Origin of the sequence: Roseovarius sp. PS-C2 (assembly GCF_018862045.1) — a bacterium.
Taxonomy (GTDB): domain Bacteria; phylum Pseudomonadota; class Alphaproteobacteria; order Rhodobacterales; family Rhodobacteraceae; genus Roseovarius.
The window spans coordinates 342782-363720 of sequence record NZ_JAHKSQ010000001.1; the positions used below are offsets into that span (position 1 = coordinate 342782).

The 20939-nt window shown below is 61.0% G+C and carries 19 protein-coding genes; 8 read left to right on the top strand and 11 right to left on the bottom strand.

The window, feature by feature from the left end:
• The first annotated feature begins 6 nt into the window (after positions 1–6).
• The 7 genes from KPG71_RS01690 to KPG71_RS01720 all read left to right on the top strand — a co-directional run bounded on the left by KPG71_RS01690 (position 7) and on the right by KPG71_RS01720 (position 6911).
• Positions 7–1212, top strand: a complete 1206-nt coding sequence (locus tag KPG71_RS01690; protein WP_253196003.1) for an ABC transporter substrate-binding protein — start codon at positions 7–9, stop codon at positions 1210–1212.
• A 63-nt stretch (positions 1213–1275) separates the two neighbouring features.
• Entirely contained in the window at positions 1276–2061 is a 786-nt protein-coding gene (locus KPG71_RS01695; protein WP_216336281.1) for an ABC transporter ATP-binding protein, read from the top strand.
• Positions 2045–2794: an ABC transporter ATP-binding protein gene (locus KPG71_RS01700; RefSeq protein ID WP_216336282.1), complete on the top strand. Its 750-nt coding sequence runs from the start codon at positions 2045–2047 to the stop codon at positions 2792–2794. The genes KPG71_RS01695 and KPG71_RS01700 overlap by 17 nt, the downstream gene beginning before the upstream one ends.
• An 11-nt stretch (positions 2795–2805) precedes the next feature.
• The gene (locus tag KPG71_RS01705; RefSeq protein ID WP_216336284.1) at positions 2806–3693 is read left to right on the top strand and encodes a branched-chain amino acid ABC transporter permease; all 888 of its coding nucleotides are present in this window, start codon (positions 2806–2808) and stop codon (positions 3691–3693) included.
• Positions 3694–3774: 81 nt separating this feature from the next.
• Positions 3775–4698 carry a branched-chain amino acid ABC transporter permease gene (locus KPG71_RS01710; protein WP_216336704.1) on the top strand — a complete coding sequence of 308 codons (924 nt, stop codon included), beginning with the start codon at positions 3775–3777 and terminating at the stop codon, positions 4696–4698.
• A 75-nt stretch (positions 4699–4773) separates the two neighbouring features.
• Entirely contained in the window at positions 4774–5925 is a 1152-nt protein-coding gene (locus KPG71_RS01715; protein WP_216336286.1) for a CaiB/BaiF CoA-transferase family protein, read from the top strand.
• Positions 5922–6911, top strand: coding sequence for an NADPH:quinone oxidoreductase family protein (locus KPG71_RS01720; protein WP_216336289.1), 990 nt, complete (start codon positions 5922–5924; stop codon positions 6909–6911). The genes KPG71_RS01715 and KPG71_RS01720 overlap by 4 nt, the downstream gene beginning before the upstream one ends.
• A 27-nt stretch (positions 6912–6938) precedes the next feature.
• Here the strand turns inward: KPG71_RS01720 and KPG71_RS01725 are convergent, their stop codons facing one another.
• The 11 genes from KPG71_RS01725 to KPG71_RS01775 all read right to left on the bottom strand — a co-directional run bounded on the left by KPG71_RS01725 (position 6939) and on the right by KPG71_RS01775 (position 19915).
• The gene (locus KPG71_RS01725) at positions 6939–7748 is read right to left on the bottom strand and encodes an N-acyl homoserine lactonase family protein (protein ID WP_216336291.1); all 810 of its coding nucleotides are present in this window, start codon (positions 7746–7748) and stop codon (positions 6939–6941) included.
• Positions 7745–8989 carry an alpha/beta fold hydrolase gene (locus KPG71_RS01730; RefSeq protein WP_216336293.1) on the bottom strand — a complete coding sequence of 415 codons (1245 nt, stop codon included), beginning with the start codon at positions 8987–8989 and terminating at the stop codon, positions 7745–7747. The genes KPG71_RS01725 and KPG71_RS01730 overlap by 4 nt, the downstream gene beginning before the upstream one ends.
• Positions 8979–9899: an NAD(P)-dependent oxidoreductase gene (locus KPG71_RS01735; protein ID WP_253196004.1), complete on the bottom strand. Its 921-nt coding sequence runs from the start codon at positions 9897–9899 to the stop codon at positions 8979–8981. Before KPG71_RS01735 ends, KPG71_RS01730 begins: the two co-directional genes overlap by 11 nt.
• The gene (locus tag KPG71_RS01740) at positions 9889–10269 is read right to left on the bottom strand and encodes a carboxymuconolactone decarboxylase family protein (RefSeq protein ID WP_216336295.1); all 381 of its coding nucleotides are present in this window, start codon (positions 10267–10269) and stop codon (positions 9889–9891) included. Before KPG71_RS01740 ends, KPG71_RS01735 begins: the two co-directional genes overlap by 11 nt.
• 22 nt (positions 10270–10291) lie before the next feature.
• The gene (locus KPG71_RS01745) at positions 10292–10990 is read right to left on the bottom strand and encodes a GntR family transcriptional regulator (protein WP_216336297.1); all 699 of its coding nucleotides are present in this window, start codon (positions 10988–10990) and stop codon (positions 10292–10294) included.
• A gap of 283 nt (positions 10991–11273) precedes the next feature.
• Positions 11274–12335, bottom strand: coding sequence for a GlxA family transcriptional regulator (locus KPG71_RS01750; protein WP_216336299.1), 1062 nt, complete (start codon positions 12333–12335; stop codon positions 11274–11276).
• 146 nt (positions 12336–12481) lie between these two features.
• Positions 12482–14923: an FAD-dependent oxidoreductase gene (locus KPG71_RS01755; protein ID WP_216336301.1), complete on the bottom strand. Its 2442-nt coding sequence runs from the start codon at positions 14921–14923 to the stop codon at positions 12482–12484.
• Between the two features lie 8 nt (positions 14924–14931).
• Positions 14932–15822 (bottom strand): choline kinase family protein, encoded by an 891-nt coding sequence (locus tag KPG71_RS01760; RefSeq protein ID WP_253196005.1) that lies wholly within the window; start codon positions 15820–15822, stop codon positions 14932–14934.
• The gene (locus tag KPG71_RS01765) at positions 15819–17825 is read right to left on the bottom strand and encodes a proline/glycine betaine ABC transporter permease (RefSeq protein ID WP_216336302.1); all 2007 of its coding nucleotides are present in this window, start codon (positions 17823–17825) and stop codon (positions 15819–15821) included. Before KPG71_RS01765 ends, KPG71_RS01760 begins: the two co-directional genes overlap by 4 nt.
• Positions 17822–18853 carry a glycine betaine/L-proline ABC transporter ATP-binding protein gene (locus KPG71_RS01770; protein ID WP_216336303.1) on the bottom strand — a complete coding sequence of 344 codons (1032 nt, stop codon included), beginning with the start codon at positions 18851–18853 and terminating at the stop codon, positions 17822–17824. Before KPG71_RS01770 ends, KPG71_RS01765 begins: the two co-directional genes overlap by 4 nt.
• Before the next feature lie 117 nt (positions 18854–18970).
• On the bottom strand, positions 18971–19915 hold the full coding sequence (locus tag KPG71_RS01775; RefSeq protein ID WP_216336304.1) for an ABC transporter substrate-binding protein: 945 nt from the start codon (positions 19913–19915) through the stop codon (positions 18971–18973).
• A gap of 205 nt (positions 19916–20120) precedes the next feature.
• On the opposite strand from KPG71_RS01775, the gene KPG71_RS01780 reads away from it, so the two are divergent.
• Positions 20121–20927: a DeoR/GlpR family DNA-binding transcription regulator gene (locus KPG71_RS01780; RefSeq protein WP_216336305.1), complete on the top strand. Its 807-nt coding sequence runs from the start codon at positions 20121–20123 to the stop codon at positions 20925–20927.
• Positions 20928–20939 lie beyond the last annotated feature (12 nt).

Sequence of the window (20939 nt, forward strand, 5' to 3'; positions counted from 1 at the left end):
CCAGAAATGAAACTTTTGACAGGAGTAACCGCGACAATCGCGCTGTCGACCGGCATCGCCATGGCACAGGAAGTGTCCGGAGATGCGGTCAAGATCGGCGCCATGGTCGATATGACCGGCGTCTATTCCGCGAATGGCGGCATGGGTGCCGTCCTCGGTGCGGAAATGGCCATCGAGGATTTCGGCGGCGAAGTGAACGGCAAACCGATCGAACTGCTCTCGGCAAACTACCAGAACCGGGTCGACGTGGCCTCCAACCTTGCGCGCGAATGGGTCGATCAGGAAGGCGTGGACATGATCATCGAGTCCACCGACTCGGCTGCAGCCATCGCCATTCAGAATATCGGCAAGGAAAAGAACATCCTCACCGTCGCTGCCGGTTCGGCCTCGACGGCGCTTACGAACAAGGAATGCACGCCGACCGGCATCCACTATGTCTATGACACGTTCGCGCTGGCAACCGGCACGGGCAACGCCATCGTCAAAAGCGGCCTCACCGATTGGTACTTCATTACCGCCGATTACGCGTTCGGCCATTCGCTTGAGGAAAACACCGCATCCGTCGTCAAGGAACTGGGCGGCAATGTCGTCGGAACCGTTCGTCACCCGTTCAAGGCAACGGATTACAGCTCGTTCATCCTTCAGGCGCAATCCTCGGGCGCGGATGTCGTCGCCTTTGCCAATGCCGGCACCGATTTCAGCACCGCGCTGAAGCAGGCCAGCGAATTCGGCGTGGTTCAGGGCGGACAGACGATCGCCGGTATGCTCGTCTTCCTGACCGATATCTATGCCCTTGGCCTCGACGTTGCACAGGGCCTGACCTACACCACCGGGTTCTACTGGGATTACAACGATGAAACGCGCGCCTTCGCCGAACGCTTCAAGGAACGCCACGGCAGCATGCCCACGATGATCCATGCCGGGTTCTACTCGGCTGTCACGCATTACCTGAAGGGCGTCGAAGCCACCGGTTCGGACGATCCCGCAACGGTGCGTGCATGGATGGGCGAAAACCCGATCAACGACTTCTTCGCCAAGGATGGGTATATCCGCGAAGATGGCCGCATGATGCACACGATGTACCTGGCACAGGTGAAATCGCCCGCGGATTCGCAGGGTGAGGATGACGTTGCCAAGGTTCTGCGCGAAATCCCTGCCGAGGAAGCCTATATGCCGCTCGCCAAGAGCACCTGCTCCTTGGTGAATGGCTGACATCATTTCCAAAGCGGTGCCTTTGCCTCAAAGGCACCGCCAATCAGCAAGGACATCCTTCCCATGACATCCCGCCATGATGACGGGGCCGATTATGTTCTCACGGCCAAGGGTTTGACCAAGGTCTTCGGGGGCATAAGGGCCGTAGACAACGTGGATCTTTCAGTGCGGCGCAACTCCATTCATGCGCTGATCGGTCCGAACGGGGCAGGCAAGACGACCTGTTTCAACCTTCTTACGAAATTTCTGACGCCATCCAGGGGCACCATCACTTACGAAGGCGAGGACGTCACCAATCTGGCCCCTGCAGCCATCGCCCAAAAGGGATTGGTGCGTTCGTTCCAGATTTCGGCTGTATTCGGTGGCATGACCGTTCTGGAGAATGTTCGCCTCGCCCTTCAGCGGCGCCTGCACGGTCGCTCCTTCGATTTCTGGCGGTCCAGCAAGTGCCTGAACAGCCTTGAGGACGAAGCCGTTCAGCTGCTCGAGGACGTGGGACTGGAGGATTTCCTTCACGATCGCGCCGCAGACCTGCCCTATGGCCGTAAACGGGCGCTGGAGATCGCGACGACCCTGGCGCTGGACCCGCGCCTTCTGCTTCTGGACGAACCGCTGGCGGGTATGGGCCAGGAGGATATCGGCCGCACGTCGGATCTTATCAAACGTGTCGCGGAGACGCGGACCGTCCTGATGGTCGAACACAACCTTTCGGTCGTCGCCACACTTTCGGATCGCATCACGGTGCTCGCACGCGGCGCGGTGCTGGCCGAAGGAAGTTATGCCGAAGTGTCCGAGGACCCGGCCGTTGTGGAAGCTTATATCGGAGAGCCGAATGACACATACGATTGAGAAATCCCAAGCGGACGCATCCGGCCCCGACGCCCAGACCATGCTTGAAGTTCAGGGGTTGAACGGCTGGTATGGCGAAAGCCACGTGCTGCATGACGTCAACCTGACCGTCAACAAGGGCGAGGTCGTCACCCTTCTGGGCCGCAACGGCGCCGGGAAGACGACGACGCTCAAGGCCATCATGGGGCTCCTGAAATCCCGCAGCGGCAGTATCCGCTTCAATGGCACCGAACTCATCGACCTGCCCGCGCGCGATATCGCCAGGCTCGGCATCGGGTATGTGCCCGATGATCGCGGGATATTCGGCAGCCTGTCGGTGCTCGAAAACCTGCTTTTGCCGCCCAAGGTGGCGGATGGCGGCTTTGACCTGCCGGCGATCTACGAGTTGTTCCCGAACCTGGAGGAACGTCTGGACAGCTATGGCAACAAACTGTCGGGCGGGGAACAGCAGATGCTGTCCATCGCGCGGATTCTCCGCACGGGCGCATTGTTCGTTCTCATGGACGAGCCGACCGAAGGGCTGGCCCCGGTGATCATTCACCAGATCGGCCACACCGTCCGGCGCCTCAAGAAAGCGGGATTCACGATCCTGCTGGTGGAGCAGAACTTCCACTTCGTGCGCGAACTCGCCGATCGTCATTACATCGTGCAGGAGGGCAAGGTCGTCGACCAGTTCCGCAACGATGAGATCGCGGACAACCTGGAAAAAATCCAAGGCTATCTTGGCATATAAGGAAACTAACTATGTTCGAGCTATTGGGAATTCCGCCACAGGCTCTTTTCGGCCAGGTGCTCCTTGGACTGATCAACGGATCCTTCTATGCGGTTCTGAGCCTTGGTCTTGCGGTCATTTTCGGCCTGCTGAACATCATCAACTTCGCGCATGGGGCCCTTTACATGATGGGCGCTTTCGTGTCGTGGATGCTCCTGACATATCTGGGCATTCCATTCTGGTTTGCCCTGGTGATCTCGCCCATCGTGGTGGGCGCACTGGGCATGGTGATCGAACGCACCATGCTTCGCCCGCTGCATGAGCTGGATCACCTCTACAGCCTGCTTCTGACCTTCGGCCTGACACTCGTCATCACCGGGGTGTTCCAGAACTTCTATGGCGTCTCCGGCAAGCCCTATCCCATTCCGGCGGCCCTGACCGGCGTCATGAATCTGGGCTTCATGTTCCTGCCCATATATCGCGGCTTCATCATCGTGATGGCGGTGATCGTGTGTTTCGCCACCTGGTTCCTGATCGAGAAAACGCGACTCGGCTCCTACCTGCGCGCCGCGACCGAAAATCCGGAGATGGTCAGCGCATTCGGGATCAACGTCCCGCTTCTGGTCACCCTGACCTATGGCTTCGGCGTTGCCCTGTCGGCATTCGCGGGGGTGCTGGCGGCGCCGGTCTACTCGGTCAACCCGGTGATGGGCAACGACCTGATCATCGTGGTGTTCGCGGTCATCGTGATCGGCGGTATGGGTTCGATCATGGGGGCGATCATCGGGGGATTTGCCCTGGGTCTGGTCGAGGGGCTTACCAAGGTTTTCTACCCGGAAGCCTCGACAACGATCATCTTCATAATCATGGCGCTTGTTCTGCTGTTCAAACCCAGCGGCATCTTCGGGCGGGAGGTTTAAATCATGTCAAAACAAGCCGAGACAACGAACCGGACCACGGTAATTCACCAAAGCCGCCCGCCTTCGGATGCGCGCGCACGGATGACGCGCCATCACATGATCATCTTTGCCCTGATCGGGCTGTTCGTCGTGATCGCACCGCAGTTTCTGTATCCGGTGTTCGTGATGAAGCTGCTTTGCTTTGCGCTGTTCGCAATGGCCTTCAACCTGATGCTCGGGTTTGGCGGGCTGTTGTCCTTCGGGCACGCGGCCTTCTTCGGCGGCGCGGCTTATGCCGCGGGTCATGCGGCCAAGGTCTGGGGGTGGCCGCCGGAACTGGCCATCGCCTTCGCGGTGCTGGTCGCCGCGATCATGGGCGCAGCGTTCGGGTTCCTGGCGATCAAAAGCAGGGGCATCTATTTTGCCATGATCACGCTGGCCTTTGCCCAGATGGTGTATTTCTACGCATTGCAAGCCCCCATAACGGGCGGCGAAGACGGCATGCAGAGCATTCCGCGCAACGCCCTTTTCGGCCTTGTGGACATGTCCGAGGACGGCCCCTTCTACTGGATGGTGGTGGCGATCTTCTTCATCGGCATCCTGTTCATGTACAGGGTCATCCACTCGCCCTTCGGCGAGGTCCTGAAGGGTATCCGCGAGAACGAGCCGCGCATGATCTCGCTCGGGTATCAGGTGCAGCGCTACAAGCTTCTGACCTTCGTGATCTCCGCCGCCCTGTCGGGCCTTGCGGGGGGCACCAAGGCGCTGGTCTTCCACCTGGCGTCACTGGTGGATGTTCACTGGACCATGTCCGGCGAAGTCGTTCTGATGACCCTGATCGGTGGAATGGGAACGATCTTCGGCCCGATTGTCGGGGCGACGGTCATCGTGACGATGCAGAATTATCTCGCCAATCTGGGCTCGCTCGTGCTGATCATTCAGGGGGCGGTATTCATCGTTTGCGTTCTGACCTTCCGCGAGGGGATCGTGGGCGTTATTGCCAAATGGCTCAAAACACGCATGTAATCGAAAACGTGGCCCGCCTGCGGGCGGGCCGCCTCTGCGAACCACTCGAAACTTCAAAACCTCCGAGGCAAACTCATGGCAACCCCATTGGACAATATCCGCGTTCTGGATTTTTCGACCCTTCTGCCGGGGCCGATGGCAACGCTTTTCCTGGCCGAAGCCGGAGCGGAAGTCATCAAGATCGAACGCCCCGGGCGCGGCGAGGAAATGCGCAGCTATGTTCCGAAATGGGGCGAGGACAGCGCCAATTTCGCCATGCTGAACCGCGGCAAGAAATCGCTGGCGCTAAACCTCAAGGAAGCCGGGGAACGTGAGCGCCTGATCCCTCTCCTGAAAGAGGCCGATATTCTGGTCGAACAATTCCGGCCCGGAGTGATGGAAAGACTGGGATTTGGCTATGACGATGTCGCCGCGATCAATCCCGGCATCATTTACTGTTCCATCACCGGCTACGGACAATCCGGGCCAAAGGCTTCGCGCGCCGGGCATGACCTCAACTACATCGGGGACAGCGGATTGCTGGCCCTCGCTTGCGGAACCCCCGACACGCCCGTCATCCCCCCCGCCCTGATCGCGGACATCGCAGGCGGCACATATCCTGCGGTGTTCAACATCCTTCTGGCGCTGCGGGAACGCGACCGGACCGGCAAGGGAGCCCATATCGACATCGCCATGTGCGACAACCTTTTCCCATTCATGTACTGGGCGCTGGCCGAAGGGCAGGTTGCCGGCGACTGGCCCGGCAACGGCGACTCTCTCGTGACCGGGGGCTCCTGTCGGTACCGGCTCTATCCGACGCGTGACAACCGTTTCGTTGCCGCGGCCCCCCTCGAACAAAAGTTCTGGGATACATTCTCCGAAGCCATCGGGCTGGACCCCGCTCTTCGTGATGACGGCAACGACCCGCAAGCCACAACCGATGCCGTGGCCCGGATCATTGCCGCGCATGACGCCGAACACTGGCAGGCCGTTTTCGAAAAGGCCGATTGCTGCTGTTCCGTAGTTCAATCGCTGCAAGACGCCGTGTCAGATCCGCATTTCAAAAGCCGTGGGGTCCTAGACCGCACAGTCGAAAACGCCTCGGGCGAGCGCACCATGGCGTTGCCCGTACCGGTAGCCCCGCAATACCGCACTTCACAGGAAACATCCCGCGCCCCGTCCCTCGGCGCCGACAACGATATGGTGCCCCGAACCGGAGCCTCGGAAACAACGGAGAAGCCGCAATGAAGGCCGTTCTTGTCCGTGAATTCGGCCCCGTGGAAACGGCCCGCGTCGAAGACCTTCCCGAGCCGAAACCCGGCCCCGGCGAGGTTGTCGTCGACCTGCGCGCCGCCGAAGTGAATTTTCCCGACATTCTCGTGATGGAAGGGAAATACCAAGTAAAGCCCCCCCTGCCCTTTTCGCCGGGCAAGGCCGGGGCCGGAGTGATTTCGTCGATAGGGCAAGACGTAAGCGGCCTGCGGGTTGGCGATCATGTCGCCATTCAGGCCGAATACGGCACCTATGCAGGTCAAATCGCGATTGCCGCAGACAACTGCCACCCGATGCCGGATGATATGCCATTCGAGGTCGGGGCGGCGCTCGGCCTTGTCTACCAGACAGCGCATTTCGCGCTGATCGAGCGCGCCGCGATGAAACCCGGCGACACAGTGCTGGTATTGGGGGCGTCAGGCGGTGTCGGATCGGCCGCCGTGCAACTGGCGCGCGCGATGGGGGCCGGTGTCGTGATCGGTGGCGTCAAGGGCGCGCGAAATGCCGAACTCGCGCGCGCGGCAGGATGTGACGAAACGGTCGACCTGGGGATGGACAATCTGCGCGACGGGCTGCGCGACAAGGTTCGCACGGCCACTGACGGGCACGGTGTCGATGTCGTCATCGACCCGGTCGGCGGCGCTGTGACCGAGGCCGCGCTGCGGGCGATGGCCTGGCGCGGGCGACTGGTAGTCGTGGGCTTTGCCGCAGGGGAGATTCCCACGATCAAGGCCAACTACCTGCTGGTCAAGAATATCGCCGTGTCGGGCCTGCAATGGTCGGATTACCGCGAACGCGACCCGGCATGGGTACATCGCGTGCAACAGGACATCTTCGACCTCTGGTCACAGGGCAAGCTGTCGCCGCAAATTGCCGACACCCTGCCGCTGGATCAATTCTCGGACGCGCTGCAACGCCTGCAAGAAGGCCGCGCACATGGCAAGATCATCCTGACCCCTTGAGCCGGACGCGCAGGGCCCGCCCCCCTGTCAGGCGGGTGCGGGGTTGCGGCTCGGCGGCTCGTGCAGCACGAAAATCAAATCGTCGTCAGGATGGGCCGGATACAGCCCGGCCACCAAAGGATCGTGGCCGGGGATCAGCCGGTCATACCCCCCGGCAAGTTCCAGAATGCGGTCATGGCCATCCAGCGCCTGCCCCACATGCGTCGTGATCCGAAACGGGCTGCCAAGCGTGAGATTGTCGAAAAAATGCACCGTGTCCGACGCAAGGCACAACCGGCCACGACGGGTATCGACCGTCACCGCCTGAAGACCCGGCGAATGCCCCGGCACATGATGAAGGCGCACGCCATCCGTCAGATCATGCGCACCGTCCACGAAACGGACCCGTCCCGCATAATTCTGGCTGACCATCTCGAGCACATCCGACAACGCGAACGGCACCCGGATCAGATCGTGGCGCATGTAGCGCCCGGTCGCAAAACGCATCTCTTCTTCCTGCAGAATGAACCGGGCGTTCGGGAACAGGTCAAGATTTCCGGCGTGATCGTAATGCAGATGGGTGATGACCACCGTATCCACATCCTCCGCCCGAACACCAAGCGCACGCAACCCGTCGCTCGGGCATCGCAGAAAATCCCGCCCGCGTTCGCGGGCCCGCATTTCGCTGAATCCGGTATCGACCAGAATGCAACGCTCTTCGTTCCGGATCAGCCAGACGTAATAATAGATCGGTGCAGGCCCGTCATGCGGGTCCGCGCCCAGAAAATAATCCGAAGAAGGCCGGATCGAGCGGGCATACTGGATGGCGTGAACTTCGAATTCAGGGATAGTCGTCATGGCTGCATCCTTTCGACATGGCGCAACGCGCTCAGGAAATGGGGCCGAAACGCCGTCGGGTCTTCGATCATCGGAAAATGACCAAGTCCGGGCATCTCGGCAAACCACAGGGCCTCCGAGGCCACGGCCCGACACAGGCTGCGGGTGTTGTCGGGCGATGCGGAATAATCGTAACTGCCCGTCAAAAGGGCCAGCGGGCGGGCACTGTCACGCAGCGGCCCGGCAATGCGCGCGCCATCGTATTCCTCGCTGTAATATGCCAGATCGCCCATATAGACGCCCGGTCGCGCCTGCGCGTAGATCGCGCAGGCCTCGTCGCGCTGGCGCTGCGGACAGGCCGGCCCCAGCATGGCGCGCACATAGGCCGGGTTGTGCTGACTGTCGGCGATGCGCGCATCGGTCAGCAGATCGCTGCGTCGGCCCGGCGCGGCCATCGGCGCCTCGAGCGCGATACAGCCGCGTATCAGTTCGGGGTGCCGCGCGGTCACCGTCAGCGCCATGGTCGCGCCCATCGAACAGCCGACCAAGATCACGGGTTCCCCGGCAGTTTCGCTGATGAACGCGCAAACCCACTCCAGATAGGCCGCCTCGGTCAGCCGGTAATCCGCCGTTATCTCATACCCGTTCTCGCCCGAAGAGACCCCGTGCCAGGGCAGGTCAAAGGCCATCATCCGATACTGGCCCTGCAATTCTGTATCGGCCAGTTGATGAAGATACTGGCGGCTGTCGGCCCCGGCAGTATGCAGAAACACCACCGGCGGCCCTTCCCCCGATTCAATCCAGTGAATCAGCGCCTCTTGCCCACCCGCACGGCGCAACATCCGCCGCCACCCCACAACGGAGGTGGCGTCATGTGCAAACTCGTGCCCCTCGAAATAAGGGGCTTCGGGACGCGCCAGTTCGATCAGACGCTCCAGCGCGGCCAATGACTGGGCCTGCGGCAGCGGATCGGCGGAAATCGCAAGCCCCGTGTCATGGCGCAAAAGCGCCCCGAACGAATGGCTTCCCGGTGGCGGGTCGGCCTGCCCGACCTGGTCAAACGCCTCCTGCGGCCCTTCGATCAGAATGTCGGGCCGCTCCAGGTCTTCGGCTTCGAGCGGTCGCGGCGCATCGGACAACAACAACCCGCACATCCCTTGCGTTGATCGCAGGACAAGATGCAAGGACAGGCCGCGGCAATGCCACGCAAAAACGCGATCCGCCGCGGCCCGCCCGATCCAGTCACCCAGATCAAGCGCCATCGCGTTCGGCCAGTGTTTCGAGATAGCTGAAGATTTCCGTGTGATCGGCGTCTTTCTCCAACCTGTTCCGGGCGTCGGTCCACAGATCGCTGACTTCGTCGATACAGGGCAAATCGAGCCCCAGATCGGACGACAAGGACTTGGCCAGCGCCACATCCTTGGCCATCAGATCCAGCGAAAAGCCCGCCTTGCGGAATTCGCCGTTCAGCACGAATTGCTTCAGCTTGTTTTCCGTGGAGTTGTTGCGCCCGGTCGAAACATTCAGAACATCGACAAGCGTTTCGGGGTTCAAGCCAAACTTGCGCCCCACGATCAACGCCTCGCAAGCGGCCGCCAGACCGGCGGCAGACACGTAGTTGTTCAGCGCCTTCGAAGCATGCCCCGAGGCCAGCGGCCCGGTCAGGATGACATTGCCCATCGCCTCGAGCACCGGCGTGACACGACCTGCGGCGACCTCATCGTCACTGCCCAGCATGATGCTCAGGCTTCCGGCGATCGCCTTGCGCAAACCACCCGACACCGGCGCATCCATCAAGGTGACACCGGCCTTTGCCAACTCGCCTGCCAGCTTGCGGGTTTCCATCGGATCGGATGAGCTCATGTCAACCACGAGCGCACCCTGTTTCAGCCCGTCAACCAACCCCGGAGCATCGTCACCCGATCCAAGGCAGACCATGCGCACGATTTCCGAACGCGGCAACATCAGGATCACCAGATCGCAGGCCTGGCCGATCTCGGGCAGATTGCCCATCACATCCAGCCCGTTTTCATCGGCAACCCTGCGCGCCGCCTCATGATCGACATCGAACAGCGCCGGGCGCAAACCGGCCTTCACAAGGCACCGGACCATGGGTGCCCCCATGGTCCCGATCCCGACAAACCCGATCTTCATGTCCGGCTCAGATTTCATCCATCTCTCCCAGAACGGTGCGGGCCACGCGGAAACTGTCGACCATTGCCGGAACCCCGGCATAAATTCCGACCTGAAGCAGGATTTCCTTGATGTCGTCCGGTGTCAGCCCATTGTTGATCGCACCACGGATATGGGCGGCCAGTTCGTGCTGACGGTTCAGCGATGCGATCATCGCGATATTGATGGTCGAGCGCGTCTTGCGATCCAGCCCTTCGCGGCCCCAGATCTCGCCCCAGCAATAAGTCGTCACCAGTTCCTGGTAGTCACGTCCAAAATCGTCGGCATTCGCGAGCGCCTTGTCGACATACTCGTCGCCAAGCGTCGCGCGGCGGATTTCAAGACCCTTTTCATAGGTTGCCTTGTCCATGGTGGGGTATCCTCTTCATTGGTTAGGTGTTCGTATTCATGTCCAGAAAGCTCTGATCTGCGGCCCTGGCGGCCGAGGCCACATGCACCTCTGCCAGACGGCGCGCCGCCTTGGCATCGCGCCGCATGATCGCGGCGACAATGTCCTGAATTTCCGAGAGCATCCTGGGCAAGCGGCCCTCTTGAGACAGCGACCGGCGACGCAAAAGAACTACGCGGTTGTTCAACTGGTTGAGAATCTTTTCAAGCGGCTGATTTTGCGCCCCCGCGAACAGGCAGCGGTAAAAATCGTTCTTCGCAGCGACCAGCGCCTGTTCGGGCGCACCCTCGGCCACCAGTTTCGCCATACGCGCAGTGATCGCCTCAAGCTCGTGAAACTCTTCCGGCGTGGCATTGGCCGTAAATTCCGCACAGGCCAACCCTTCGACAGCCCCGCGCACACGGTAGAGATCCTGTGCCGATTTGCGGTCGAGGCGGGTCACCATCGGCCCCTTGTGAGGCACATGTGTGATCAGATCCTCGGCGGCAAGCGCCTTGATCGCCTCACGCACAAGGCTGCGGCTGACCCCGAACATATCGCACAGAGCACGCTCGCTCAGGTGCTGGCCCGGCTCCAGCACACCGTCCAGGATGGCGTCACGCATGGAGCTCAGCAAACGCCCGCTCAGTGTAACGCCGTCTCTTTTCAGGAACAGATTCTGCTGTGGGATGTCGTCCATCATGGCAAGACATCATCATATTGTCCTACAATATGTCAATTACCTATTTCCGTAATGCGATCCAGTATCGCCCGCAGAACAACCTCAAGACCCGACGCGGGGCTCGCTGGCACCGCCCTGTCCAGCAAAGTTGACAGCCGCAACTCGCTCAAGGGTCCCAAGCACGCCCTCTGAGGGCGATCAGCAAGGCGGTTTCCTGTCGCTGCAAAATGTGAAGGATGCGTGCAAGCGGCCTCTACCCACGGCACGACTGCCGAAGCGGCAGGCATCCCCGGAGCTTCGGCGGCTAATAAAGGGCGTTGACCTCATGAAGGATCGGCGCCGGGGTCAGCGCTTTCAAATCGCCCTTTCCCGCCACGGTCCGGCAGCGTTCGGCGCGGGGCGAGCGCCCGTAGAGGGTTTCGTAGTGCTTCTTCATTGCCTGCGTCGTCCCGAAGCCGCAAATCAGGGCGATCTCCGTCAGGCTGTGGTCACTGTATTGCAGGAGTTGCCGCGCAAGCGACAAGCGGATGCTGCGATAGAATTTCTCGGGCGTTGCACCGAGTTCGGCTTTGAACTGACGCTCCAACTGACGCACGCTGGCACCTACATCCCTTGCCAGGTCCTTGATTTTCCGGGGTTCGCCAATGTGATCGTTCATGATCGCAATGGCATCCAGCAGCAGCTTGTTCGACGTGCCGTAACGAATGTGGGGCATCAGGTTCGGGCTGTCCCGCCCGTCACGGATACGATCCATGACCATCCGCGTGGCCACGTCCAGAGTCAGGTCAGACCCCAGTATCCGTTCGAGATATGCCAGCATCATATGCGCGCTGGCCTCACCGCCCGCGCATGTCGAAATGCGATCGCCCAGTTCGAAAATTCTTTCGGTCACATTGATCCTGGGATGATTTTCCCGCAGGCGGGGGCTGTCCTCCCAATGTGCGGCACAATCACGCCCGTCCAACAGGCCCGTGCGCGCCAGAACCATGACACCGGATGACACGGCCCGTATGCCGCCCCCCTGACGGTGATGGAACCGCAGCCAGTTTTCGACAGGCCGGGTGTGTGACAGGTCGGTTTCGCTGCCGGAAAACACTAGGACATCCGTCAGCCCCGGCACATTTTCCAGATCGTAATCCACCAGACAGGCGACACCGTTGGATGCCGACACCTGACGCATTCCATGCCCGATCAGGGACCATGAAAAAACCTCCCGCCCCATCAGGATATTTGCGCTTCTCAGGGGCTCCAGTGCCGCCGAAAAGGAATAATGCGAAAACCCCGGCAAAAGCAGAAAGCCGATGCGATGCTTGCGACCGGGATCACCTTTCCCGGTGGCCCCAGGAGACATTCGCGGCATACCCATCGTATTTCTCCTTTTTCGGCCTCGCGCCCCCCCTCGCGCCTGAGCGGTGGCGGGCTTTCGTCAGTGCACGGGGCCAGACAGCAGCCCCATGCGCCCGCCCCGCGCGGCGGGCACATCGCCCGCCATCAAGGTGGCAGATCCCTCGCTCAGCACTTCACGCGCTCCATCCGGGGATCATACAGCGGGCCAAGTTGCACCGCGCAAGGCACGCGTTCGGTCGCGACCTCAAGCTCGTAATCTCCGCTCAGAACGAAATCCCGTCCGATGGCCTCGGCGGCGCGGACATAGCCATAACCGATGGACTTGCCCACCGTGTACCCATAGCCACCGCTGGTCAGCCACCCGACGCGCTCGCCGTTGCGATAAATCGTTTCGCGGCCCGACAGCACGATATCGGGTTCAGTGGTGAAGCAGGCCAGTATCTTTTTGACTCCGCTGTCACGCTGGCCCTCGGCGGCCTTGCGGCCCTTGAAGTCGATGTTTTGCTTCAACTTCACGGCCCAGGCCAAACCAGCCTCGGCGGGCGTATGATCGGCCCCGATGTCAGAGCCCCAGGCGCGATATCCCTTTTCCAGCCGAAGGCTTTCGATGGCCCGGTATCCCGCATCCCGCAGGCCGGAGTCGCGCCCAGCCTCCATCAGCGCATCGTAAACGGTGGTGGCGTATTCCACGGGCAGGTGCAGTTCCCACCCCAGTTCGCCCACATAGGTGACCCGCAAGGCATTGACCGGGCAACCCGCGATGCCGATCGTTTTGGCGGTGCCGAACTTGAACCCTTCGTTCGACACGTCATCGCGCGTGACCTGTTGCAGGATGTCGCGCGCCTTGGGCCCCATCAGCGACAACACCGCATAGGACGAGGTGACATCGACAAGCTGAGCATTCATGCCCTCAGGGATATTGCGCGAAATCCAGTCGAAATCATGGGTGGCATATCCGGTGCCGGTCACGATGTAGTATTCATCCTGCGCGACGCGAACGACGGTCAGGTCGCATTCGATCCCGCCCCGGTCATTCAGCATCTGGGTATAGATGAGCGACCCAACGGGTTTGGCCACGTCGTTGGCCGCGATCCAGCTCAGCGCGGCCTCGGCATCCGGCCCCTTCAGGGTGAACTTGGCGAACGAGGTCTGATCGAACAGCACCGCCGCCTCGCGGCAGGCCTTGTGTTCATCGCCGACCGCACCAAACCAGTTCTGCCGCCCGAAGCTGTAGACATCCCTGGCTTCCATACCGTTCGTCGCAAACCAGTTCGGACGCTCCCAGCCCAGTTTTTCACCGAAACAGGCCCCTTTCGCGTTCAGCTTGTCATAAAGCGGCGATTTGCGGCAGGGCCGCCCCGAGCTGTGTTCTTCGAACGGCCAGGCCATGGTGTAGTGCTTGCCATAGGCCTCGACCGTGCGGGTGCGGACCCAGTCGGTATCGAAATGCGGACGCCCGAACCGGCGGATATCGACCGGCCACAGATCGAACGGCGGCTCGCCCTTGGCGACCCATTCGGCCAGCGCCATCCCCGCACCGCCGCCAGCGGCGATCCCGTAGGCATTGAACCCTGCCCCGACGAAAAAGTTCTTCAGTTCCGGCGCCTCGCCCAGAATGAAATTGCCATCGGGGGTGAAACTTTCGGGGCCGTTCACGAGTTGCTTGACCCCCGCCGTTTCCAGCGCCGGAACGCGGCCAAGCGCCAGTTCGACCAGTTGTTCGAAATGATCGAAATTCGAGTCGAGCAGCGTGTAGTGGAACCCCTTGGGAATGCCGTTCATCGCCCAGGGGATCGGGTTCGGCTCATAGCCGCCCATCACCAGACCGCCGACTTCCTCCTTGTAATAGGTCAGCCTGTCGGGATCGCGCAGCGTGGGCAGGTCCGAGGTGACGCCGTCGATCCGCTCGGTCACCATGTATTGATGCTCCATCGGCGCAAGCGGCACGTTGACACCAACCGTCCTGGCGAAATCACGCGACCACTGGCCGCCGCACAGCACCACCTTTTCACATTCGATAAAGCCCTTGTCGGTCATCACGCCCTTGATGACACCATCCTCAAGCTCGACCTTGGTCACTTTGGTGTCCTCAAAGATCGAAGCCCCCGCCATCCGTGCGCCCTTGGCCAGGGATTGCGTGATATCCGACGGGTTGGCCTGCCCGTCCGTCGGCATGTATGCCGCGCCGACCAGATCGTCGGTGGTCATCAGCGGCCACAACTCCTTGGCTTCGGACGGGGTCAGAAGCTGCATCTCCAACCCGAAGGAATGCGCGGTGGTCGCCTGCCGCTTGACCTCGGTCCAGCGTTCCTCGTTGCAGGCCAGTCGCAGACCGCCGTTCATCTTCCAGCCCGTGGCCTGCCCGGTTTCCTGCTCCAGCTTGTTATAAAGGTCCACGGAATATCCCAGAAGCTGCGTGATATTGGCGTTCGAGCGCAATTGCCCGACCAGCCCCGCGGCGTGGAACGTGGTTCCCGAGGTCAGCTTCTTGCGTTCGAGCAGGACAACATCGGTCCAGCCCATCTTTGCCAGGTGATAGGCGGTCGAACATCCCACGATGCCCCCCCCGATGATGACGGCTTTTGCGCTTGTCGGAAAATTGCTCATCTTGGTCCTCACATGGATTGAAAATCGGACAGGGCTGCCCGAAACCGTGACAGGTTTTGTTCGGTGTAGTCGGCGTAATCGAAGTCGATGTCCGAATGGATTTCAGAAACCATGCTCCACATCGTTTCCCGCAGAAGTGATGCGCATTTCATGGCATGGTATTTCCGGTTCAGTTCGCCGGTCAGCGGCGTCTCGAAATAGGTCTCCAGAAGCCGTGTTTCCTGCGCCGGGCTCAGTTCGTTGTTCGAGGCCAGACCGGCCAGGTCGAACAGCGGCGAGTTGAACCCCCCGTATTCCCAGTCCAGCAGCCACAGCCGCTGCCCGTCATCCAGAAAATTGGCGGCCAGCAGGTCGTTATGGCCCAGAACGATATCGACCTGACCCACCGCCTGTTCCAGACCAGCCGCGATCTGCAACAGCTCATCCAGCCGCGCGATATGGCACGAGCCGGCGTCGCGCAATGTGGCGGCATAGTCACGCAGCACATGAAAGACCCAGAACGCCAGGACCGGCCCGCGCAGATGCGCGGATGCTTCGGTATGGCAGCGTTTGAGAACCGGCAGGATACGCTCCAGCATCGCGTCGTCGCGAATGGCGGCCTCGTCGAGTGCGACGCCATCCACGAATTCGATCACCAGAATTCCGGGTTCGCTATGCCGGATGGCCGGGGCGATCCCGATGGATTGCGCCGCGCGATGCACCGCGAGTTCGTTGAACCGCATGATCTGATGCAGCACGATATCCTGCCCGACGCGCACGACATACTTGCGCCCCTTGTCGGTCAGTGTGACATTGAAATTCGTGATCCCCCCGCCCAGCAACCGAACATCCGTCGGCGCGCTCCAGATCGGAAGCGACGCGGCGGTTTCGAGGGCGGCTTTGGCTGCGTCGTTCATCATTCCAACCCCAGATTCTGACGTGCGCGACGGGCCGAGGCCGACAGGACGCGATCCGCACAGATGGCGATGAAGGCAACAGCCAGACCGGCCACGATACCCTGACCCGAATTGGCCTTGGTCAGCGCGATATAGACCTCCTGCCCCAGATCCCGCGTTCCGACGAGCGCGGTGATCACCAGCATCGAGAGGGCCAGCATGATCGTCTGGTTCAATCCCAGCAGAAGCTCGGGAACCGCCATCGGCAGCTTGATGCGCCACAGAACCTGCCGCGGCGTGCAACCCGAGACCAGCCCGGCCTCGATCAGTTGCGGGTCGATGCTGCGGATACCGTGAGCGGCATAGCGAACAGCCGGGGCCATGGCATAGAGCACCACGGCGATCATGGCGGAAAAGTCACCGACCCGGAACAGCATCACCACCGGGATCAGGTAGACGAAACTGGGCAGAGTCTGGAGCGTGTCGATCAACGAGCCGACGATGCGGTTCGCCATATCGTTCTGCGCGGCCAGTATCCCCAACGGAATTCCGATGACCGAGGCCACCAGCACCGAAACGCCGCACAGGTAAACCGTGGTCATGGCCTTGTCCCACAGCCCCACCGCAGCGACCAGCGCGGTCAGCATCCCGGTCAGCAGCGCCAGGGAAATCCCGCCGATACGCCAGCCGATGATGGTCATCACCAGGATACCCCAGGCCCAGGGAATGCCGGTGAAGAAGCGCTTGATGGGGAGCAACAGATAGGTCAGGAACGCCGTCTTGACCGCCTCGAACGCGTCGAAGAAATTCACGTTTATGTAGGTCATGAAATCCGACCAGAACGTCCCGGTCGAAATCGTCGCGCTTTCCGGATAGGTCTGGAACGCGGGCGATACTTGCGCCAACAGGAAAGTGGACACCGCGACCAGCAGAACGACAGAGGTCCAGGGGTGCCTGCGAACCAGGTTCTGGTCGGCATCTATGGCATGCAGATCCGCCGTGCGGGTCGCGAAGGCCTGGCTCAGACGGTCCAGTGCAATGGCCATGACCACGATGGCCAGCCCCGCCTCGATCCCGCCGCCGATGTCCAGACGCCGCAGCGCCCCCAGCACGTCAAAGCCAAGTCCCCCGGCCCCGATCATCGACGCGATGATGACCATGTTCAGCGTCAGCATGATGACCTGGTTCACCCCCACCATCAGCGTCGGCGCCGCCGAGGGCACGATCACCTTCCACATCAACTGCCGCCGGGTGCAGCCGACCATCACGCCGACATCGCGGATTTCCGACGGAACGCCATGCAGCGCCACCGTGGTGACGCGCACCATCGGCGGCATGGCATAGATGATCGTCGCGACGAGCGCCGCCACCGGGCCGAACCCGAACAGGAACAGGATCGGCACCAAATAGGCAAAAACGGGCACGGTCTGCATGAGGTCGAGGACCGGGCGAAGCATGGCCTCGAACAGCGGAACGCGATAGGCCAGAATGCCCAGCAACAGCCCCCCGACCGCCCCGATCGGTACAGCGATCAGAACCGAGGCCAGCGTGACCATGGCACTGTCCCACTGTCCGAACACCGCCAGATACAGAAAGCACCCACCGACCAGAGCCGCCAGTTTCCAATCCCGCGCATAGTGCCCCATGGCCCCAAGCGTGACGATAACCGCGATCCAGCTCAGCGACGGGGCGATCTTGACCGCATCGCTCCCGAGGCCGACCGAGAAGCCGTCGATCAGCAGGTCGCGCACGAAATCATAGGGGTATTCGATCAGCGCAGCGATGAACCGCGTCACATCGCGAAAGGAGAAAAGGCCGAAGGTCGCGTCCTCGACAAGCCATTGCATGAAGGCGCTGATCGACGTCTCGGCTTTCAGCAGGTAGGCGCTCGGGTATTTGACGATCCAGCGTGCATCGAGCGCCTTGTAGATATCCCATGAATAATGGGACAGCGCCCATGTGATCGCGAAAAGACCCAGCCAGAACCAGCCGCTGCGCCCCGGCAGAAGATCGCGCAGCCGGTTCATGAGGCGACCTTGCGACCGATCAGAACGTCGACCACGGCCTGACGACCGATCGTGCCGACGACAGAGCCGTCATTGTCCAGAACGCGGAACGGCAAGTCGCTGGCCTCGATCTGATCGGCAACCGCCTCGATGCGTTGATCCTGCTGCAAATCGCCCGCTGTCTCGCCTGACGGTGCGCCGGGCGTCATCACGCTGCGTAGTGTCAGAACCTTTGAACGCGGGATGTGGCGGGTGAATTCCTCGACATAGTCGGTGGCCGGGTTCAGCACCAGTTCCTCGGGTGTCGCGATCTGAACCACCTCGCCATCCTTCATGACGGCGATGTGATCCGCCAGCCGGATCGCCTCGTCAAAGTCATGGGTGATGAAGACAATGGTCTTGTGCAGCATGCCCTGAAGGCGCAGGAATTCGTCCTGCATCTCGCGGCGAATCAGAGGGTCGAGTGCCGAAAACGGCTCGTCCAGGAACCAGAGGTCGGGCTCGACCGCAAGCGACCGTGCGATACCCACCCGCTGTTGCTGCCCGCCAGAAAGCTGGCGCGGATAATAGGCCTCCCGCCCTTTCAGCCCGACCAGTTCAATCACCTCACGGGCGCGCGCCTCGCGTTCGGCCCTGGGCACGCCCTGCACTTCCAGCGGGAAGGCGGCGTTCTGCAACACCGTCAGGTGAGGCAACAGCGCGAAATGCTGGAACACCATGCCCATCTTCTTGCGACGGATCGCGATCATCTCCTTGTCGGTCATCGACAAGAGATCGCGCCCCTCGAACAGTATCTCGCCCCCGGTCGGCTCGATCAGGCGGGACAGGCAACGCACCAGGGTGGATTTGCCCGACCCGGACAACCCCATGATCACGAATATCTCGCCCTGCCGTATCTGGACCGAGGCATCCCGCACAGCGCCGACGAGGCCATGCGTCCTGATCTCATCGGCACTCAGCTTACCGTTGTTGCGGGAAAAAATATCCTCGGCGTGCGCTCCGTAGAGCTTCCAGATGCCCCGGCAGTCAAGCAAGATCGGTTTTTCCATATCTGTCCTCAGGCACTAATGAACCACCCGGGCCGCAACCGGGCCAGGAAAGGCTGTTCATGGTGGAAGGGCGGAGAACGGCGGACCGGCAAGACCGATCCACCGCAGACTATCGGATCAATCGGCAATCCAGGTGGACCAGACGTCCTTGTTCCCGGCAAGCCAGGCATCGGCCACCTCATCGACGGATTTACCGTTGAGATCGACATCGGCAACCATGGCGCCCATGTCTTCGTTATTGATATCGAACGCCTCGACCGCCTTCGCCGCACCGGGCCATTTTTCCACCACGCCGGACCATGCCACCTTCCAGATCGGGCCGGTGGGCTTGCCACAGTCATAGGCCATATCCGGGTTCGAGCCCCATGCGGGATCATCATAGCATTCCGCTGTATAAGGCGGGAATTCCACGAAGCTGCCTTCGTACTTGGCGGGGGCCCAATGCGGCGCATAAATCCAGAGAACGATCGGGGCCTTGCGCTGATAGGCGCTTTCCAGTTCCGCAAAAAGCGCGGCGTCGGTGCCTGCGTGGACCACTTCGAAATCCATTTCCAGCGCCTCGATACGTTCTTCGTCGAAACCACCCCAGGTCACGGGACCACCCAGATAGCGCCCCATCGGCGCGGTTTCCGGTGTCGAGAATTCACGCGCACAATCGTTGAGCGCCTTCCAGTCGGGCAGACCCGGACAGGTTTCTTCCATGTAGGCCGGATACCACCATTCCTCGATGGCGGTCATGCCGGTTTCGCCCATGTTGACGACATTGCCGGTGGCGACCGCCTCGTCCATCGCCTCGCGCCCGGTGGTTTCCCAGATCTCCATGGCCACATGCAAATCGCCGCTTTTCAGCCCGGCGAACTGCGCGATGTAGTCGGCCTGCACGTATTCCACGTTATATCCGGCCTCGGACAGAACCTTGCCCATGATGGTCGTGGTCAGCAACTGACCACTCCAGTCATGCAATGTCAGCTTGATGGGTTCTTGCGATTCCACTTCGGCAAAAGCCGCGCCGGCCATCGTGGCCCCGACCAATGCTGTTGCCGCCAATACATTTAAGCGCATCCTGAAACTCCCTGTGATTTCCCAGTATTTCGTCGATTGCCTGAGCCGGCTTTCGATTCTCCATTTTTGTGACATCCAACCTCCGACAAGACGCCACACAAATCAACAAAAAGTTTCACTCAATGTTGATTTATACGTTCTATTTGCGGCTTTATGTGGTTAACTGACCGAAAACTGCACAAAGCTTTTGCGGAGGGTCGTCAAGATGCCAGAAAATCCCACATCACCCGCACCGGACAAAAAGGTTCTTCCAGCTTCGCGCCGGGGCGCCGAAATCATTGATCTCGTGATGCGGGCGGGCGGTAGTATGCGCATCCAGTCGATTGCAACGGCGTTGAACGTGTCCGAGGAAACCGTGCGGCGGAACGTGCGGCGGCTCTCTGACGAGGGGCTGGTGCGCAAGGTGCATGGCGGCGTCCTGCTGCAGCACGGCTCGACCGAACTAAGCTTTGCGCAGCGCATGGCGGAGAATCCCTTGCCCAAGCAACGGATCGCCTCTCATGTGGCGGGACTGATCGGAAACGGGTCGTCCCTGTTTCTCGATATCGGATCGACCACGGCCTTTATTTCAGAGGCGCTCAAGGGCCATCAGGAACTGCTGATCGTCACCAATTCCGTTGCGGTCGCCTACAACCTGGCCGCCCGGAACAACAATCGCGTCTTCATGCCAGGAGGCGAGTTGCGCAATCACGACGGAGGAATTTTCGGCGCGCAATCCCTTGATTTCGTCAGCCAGTTCCAAACGGATTTCGCCGTGCTTTCCGCCGCCGCCATCAACATGCGCTCGGGCTTCATGTTGTTCGACATGGAAGAGGCGCTGTATTCCCGCGCGATCATGGCCAATTCCCAGACTCGCATCCTGGCCGCGGACAATTCGAAATTCGGACGCGCTGCGCCAATCACCCTTGGCGATCCGGCCACCATCGACCTGCTGATCACCGACGAACAACCGCCCGCCGATATTCGCGATGCTGCCGAGACCTGGGGCACGGAAATCGTGGTCGCGGACTGAAACAAAGGAAAA

Coding starts and splice junctions, on each gene's coding strand:
- KPG71_RS01730 (WP_216336293.1), bottom strand. CDS start 8,989: ATGGCGCTTGATCTGGGTGACTGGATCGGGCGGGCCGCGGCGGATCGC.
- KPG71_RS01700 (WP_216336282.1), top strand. CDS start 2,045: ATGACACATACGATTGAGAAATCCCAAGCGGACGCATCCGGCCCCGAC.
- KPG71_RS01740 (WP_216336295.1), bottom strand. CDS start 10,269: ATGGACAAGGCAACCTATGAAAAGGGTCTTGAAATCCGCCGCGCGACG.
- KPG71_RS01770 (WP_216336303.1), bottom strand. CDS start 18,853: ATGGAAAAACCGATCTTGCTTGACTGCCGGGGCATCTGGAAGCTCTAC.
- KPG71_RS01765 (WP_216336302.1), bottom strand. CDS start 17,825: ATGAACCGGCTGCGCGATCTTCTGCCGGGGCGCAGCGGCTGGTTCTGG.
- KPG71_RS01705 (WP_216336284.1), top strand. CDS start 2,806: ATGTTCGAGCTATTGGGAATTCCGCCACAGGCTCTTTTCGGCCAGGTG.
- KPG71_RS01755 (WP_216336301.1), bottom strand. CDS start 14,923: ATGAGCAATTTTCCGACAAGCGCAAAAGCCGTCATCATCGGGGGGGGC.
- KPG71_RS01695 (WP_216336281.1), top strand. CDS start 1,276: ATGACATCCCGCCATGATGACGGGGCCGATTATGTTCTCACGGCCAAG.
- KPG71_RS01690 (WP_253196003.1), top strand. CDS start 7: ATGAAACTTTTGACAGGAGTAACCGCGACAATCGCGCTGTCGACCGGC.
- KPG71_RS01750 (WP_216336299.1), bottom strand. CDS start 12,335: ATGGGTATGCCGCGAATGTCTCCTGGGGCCACCGGGAAAGGTGATCCC.
- KPG71_RS01760 (WP_253196005.1), bottom strand. CDS start 15,822: ATGATGAACGACGCAGCCAAAGCCGCCCTCGAAACCGCCGCGTCGCTT.
- KPG71_RS01720 (WP_216336289.1), top strand. CDS start 5,922: ATGAAGGCCGTTCTTGTCCGTGAATTCGGCCCCGTGGAAACGGCCCGC.
- KPG71_RS01735 (WP_253196004.1), bottom strand. CDS start 9,899: ATGAAATCTGAGCCGGACATGAAGATCGGGTTTGTCGGGATCGGGACC.
- KPG71_RS01745 (WP_216336297.1), bottom strand. CDS start 10,990: ATGATGGACGACATCCCACAGCAGAATCTGTTCCTGAAAAGAGACGGC.
- KPG71_RS01710 (WP_216336704.1), top strand. CDS start 3,775: ATGACGCGCCATCACATGATCATCTTTGCCCTGATCGGGCTGTTCGTC.
- KPG71_RS01725 (WP_216336291.1), bottom strand. CDS start 7,748: ATGACGACTATCCCTGAATTCGAAGTTCACGCCATCCAGTATGCCCGC.
- KPG71_RS01715 (WP_216336286.1), top strand. CDS start 4,774: ATGGCAACCCCATTGGACAATATCCGCGTTCTGGATTTTTCGACCCTT.
- KPG71_RS01775 (WP_216336304.1), bottom strand. CDS start 19,915: ATGCGCTTAAATGTATTGGCGGCAACAGCATTGGTCGGGGCCACGATG.
- KPG71_RS01780 (WP_216336305.1), top strand. CDS start 20,121: ATGCCAGAAAATCCCACATCACCCGCACCGGACAAAAAGGTTCTTCCA.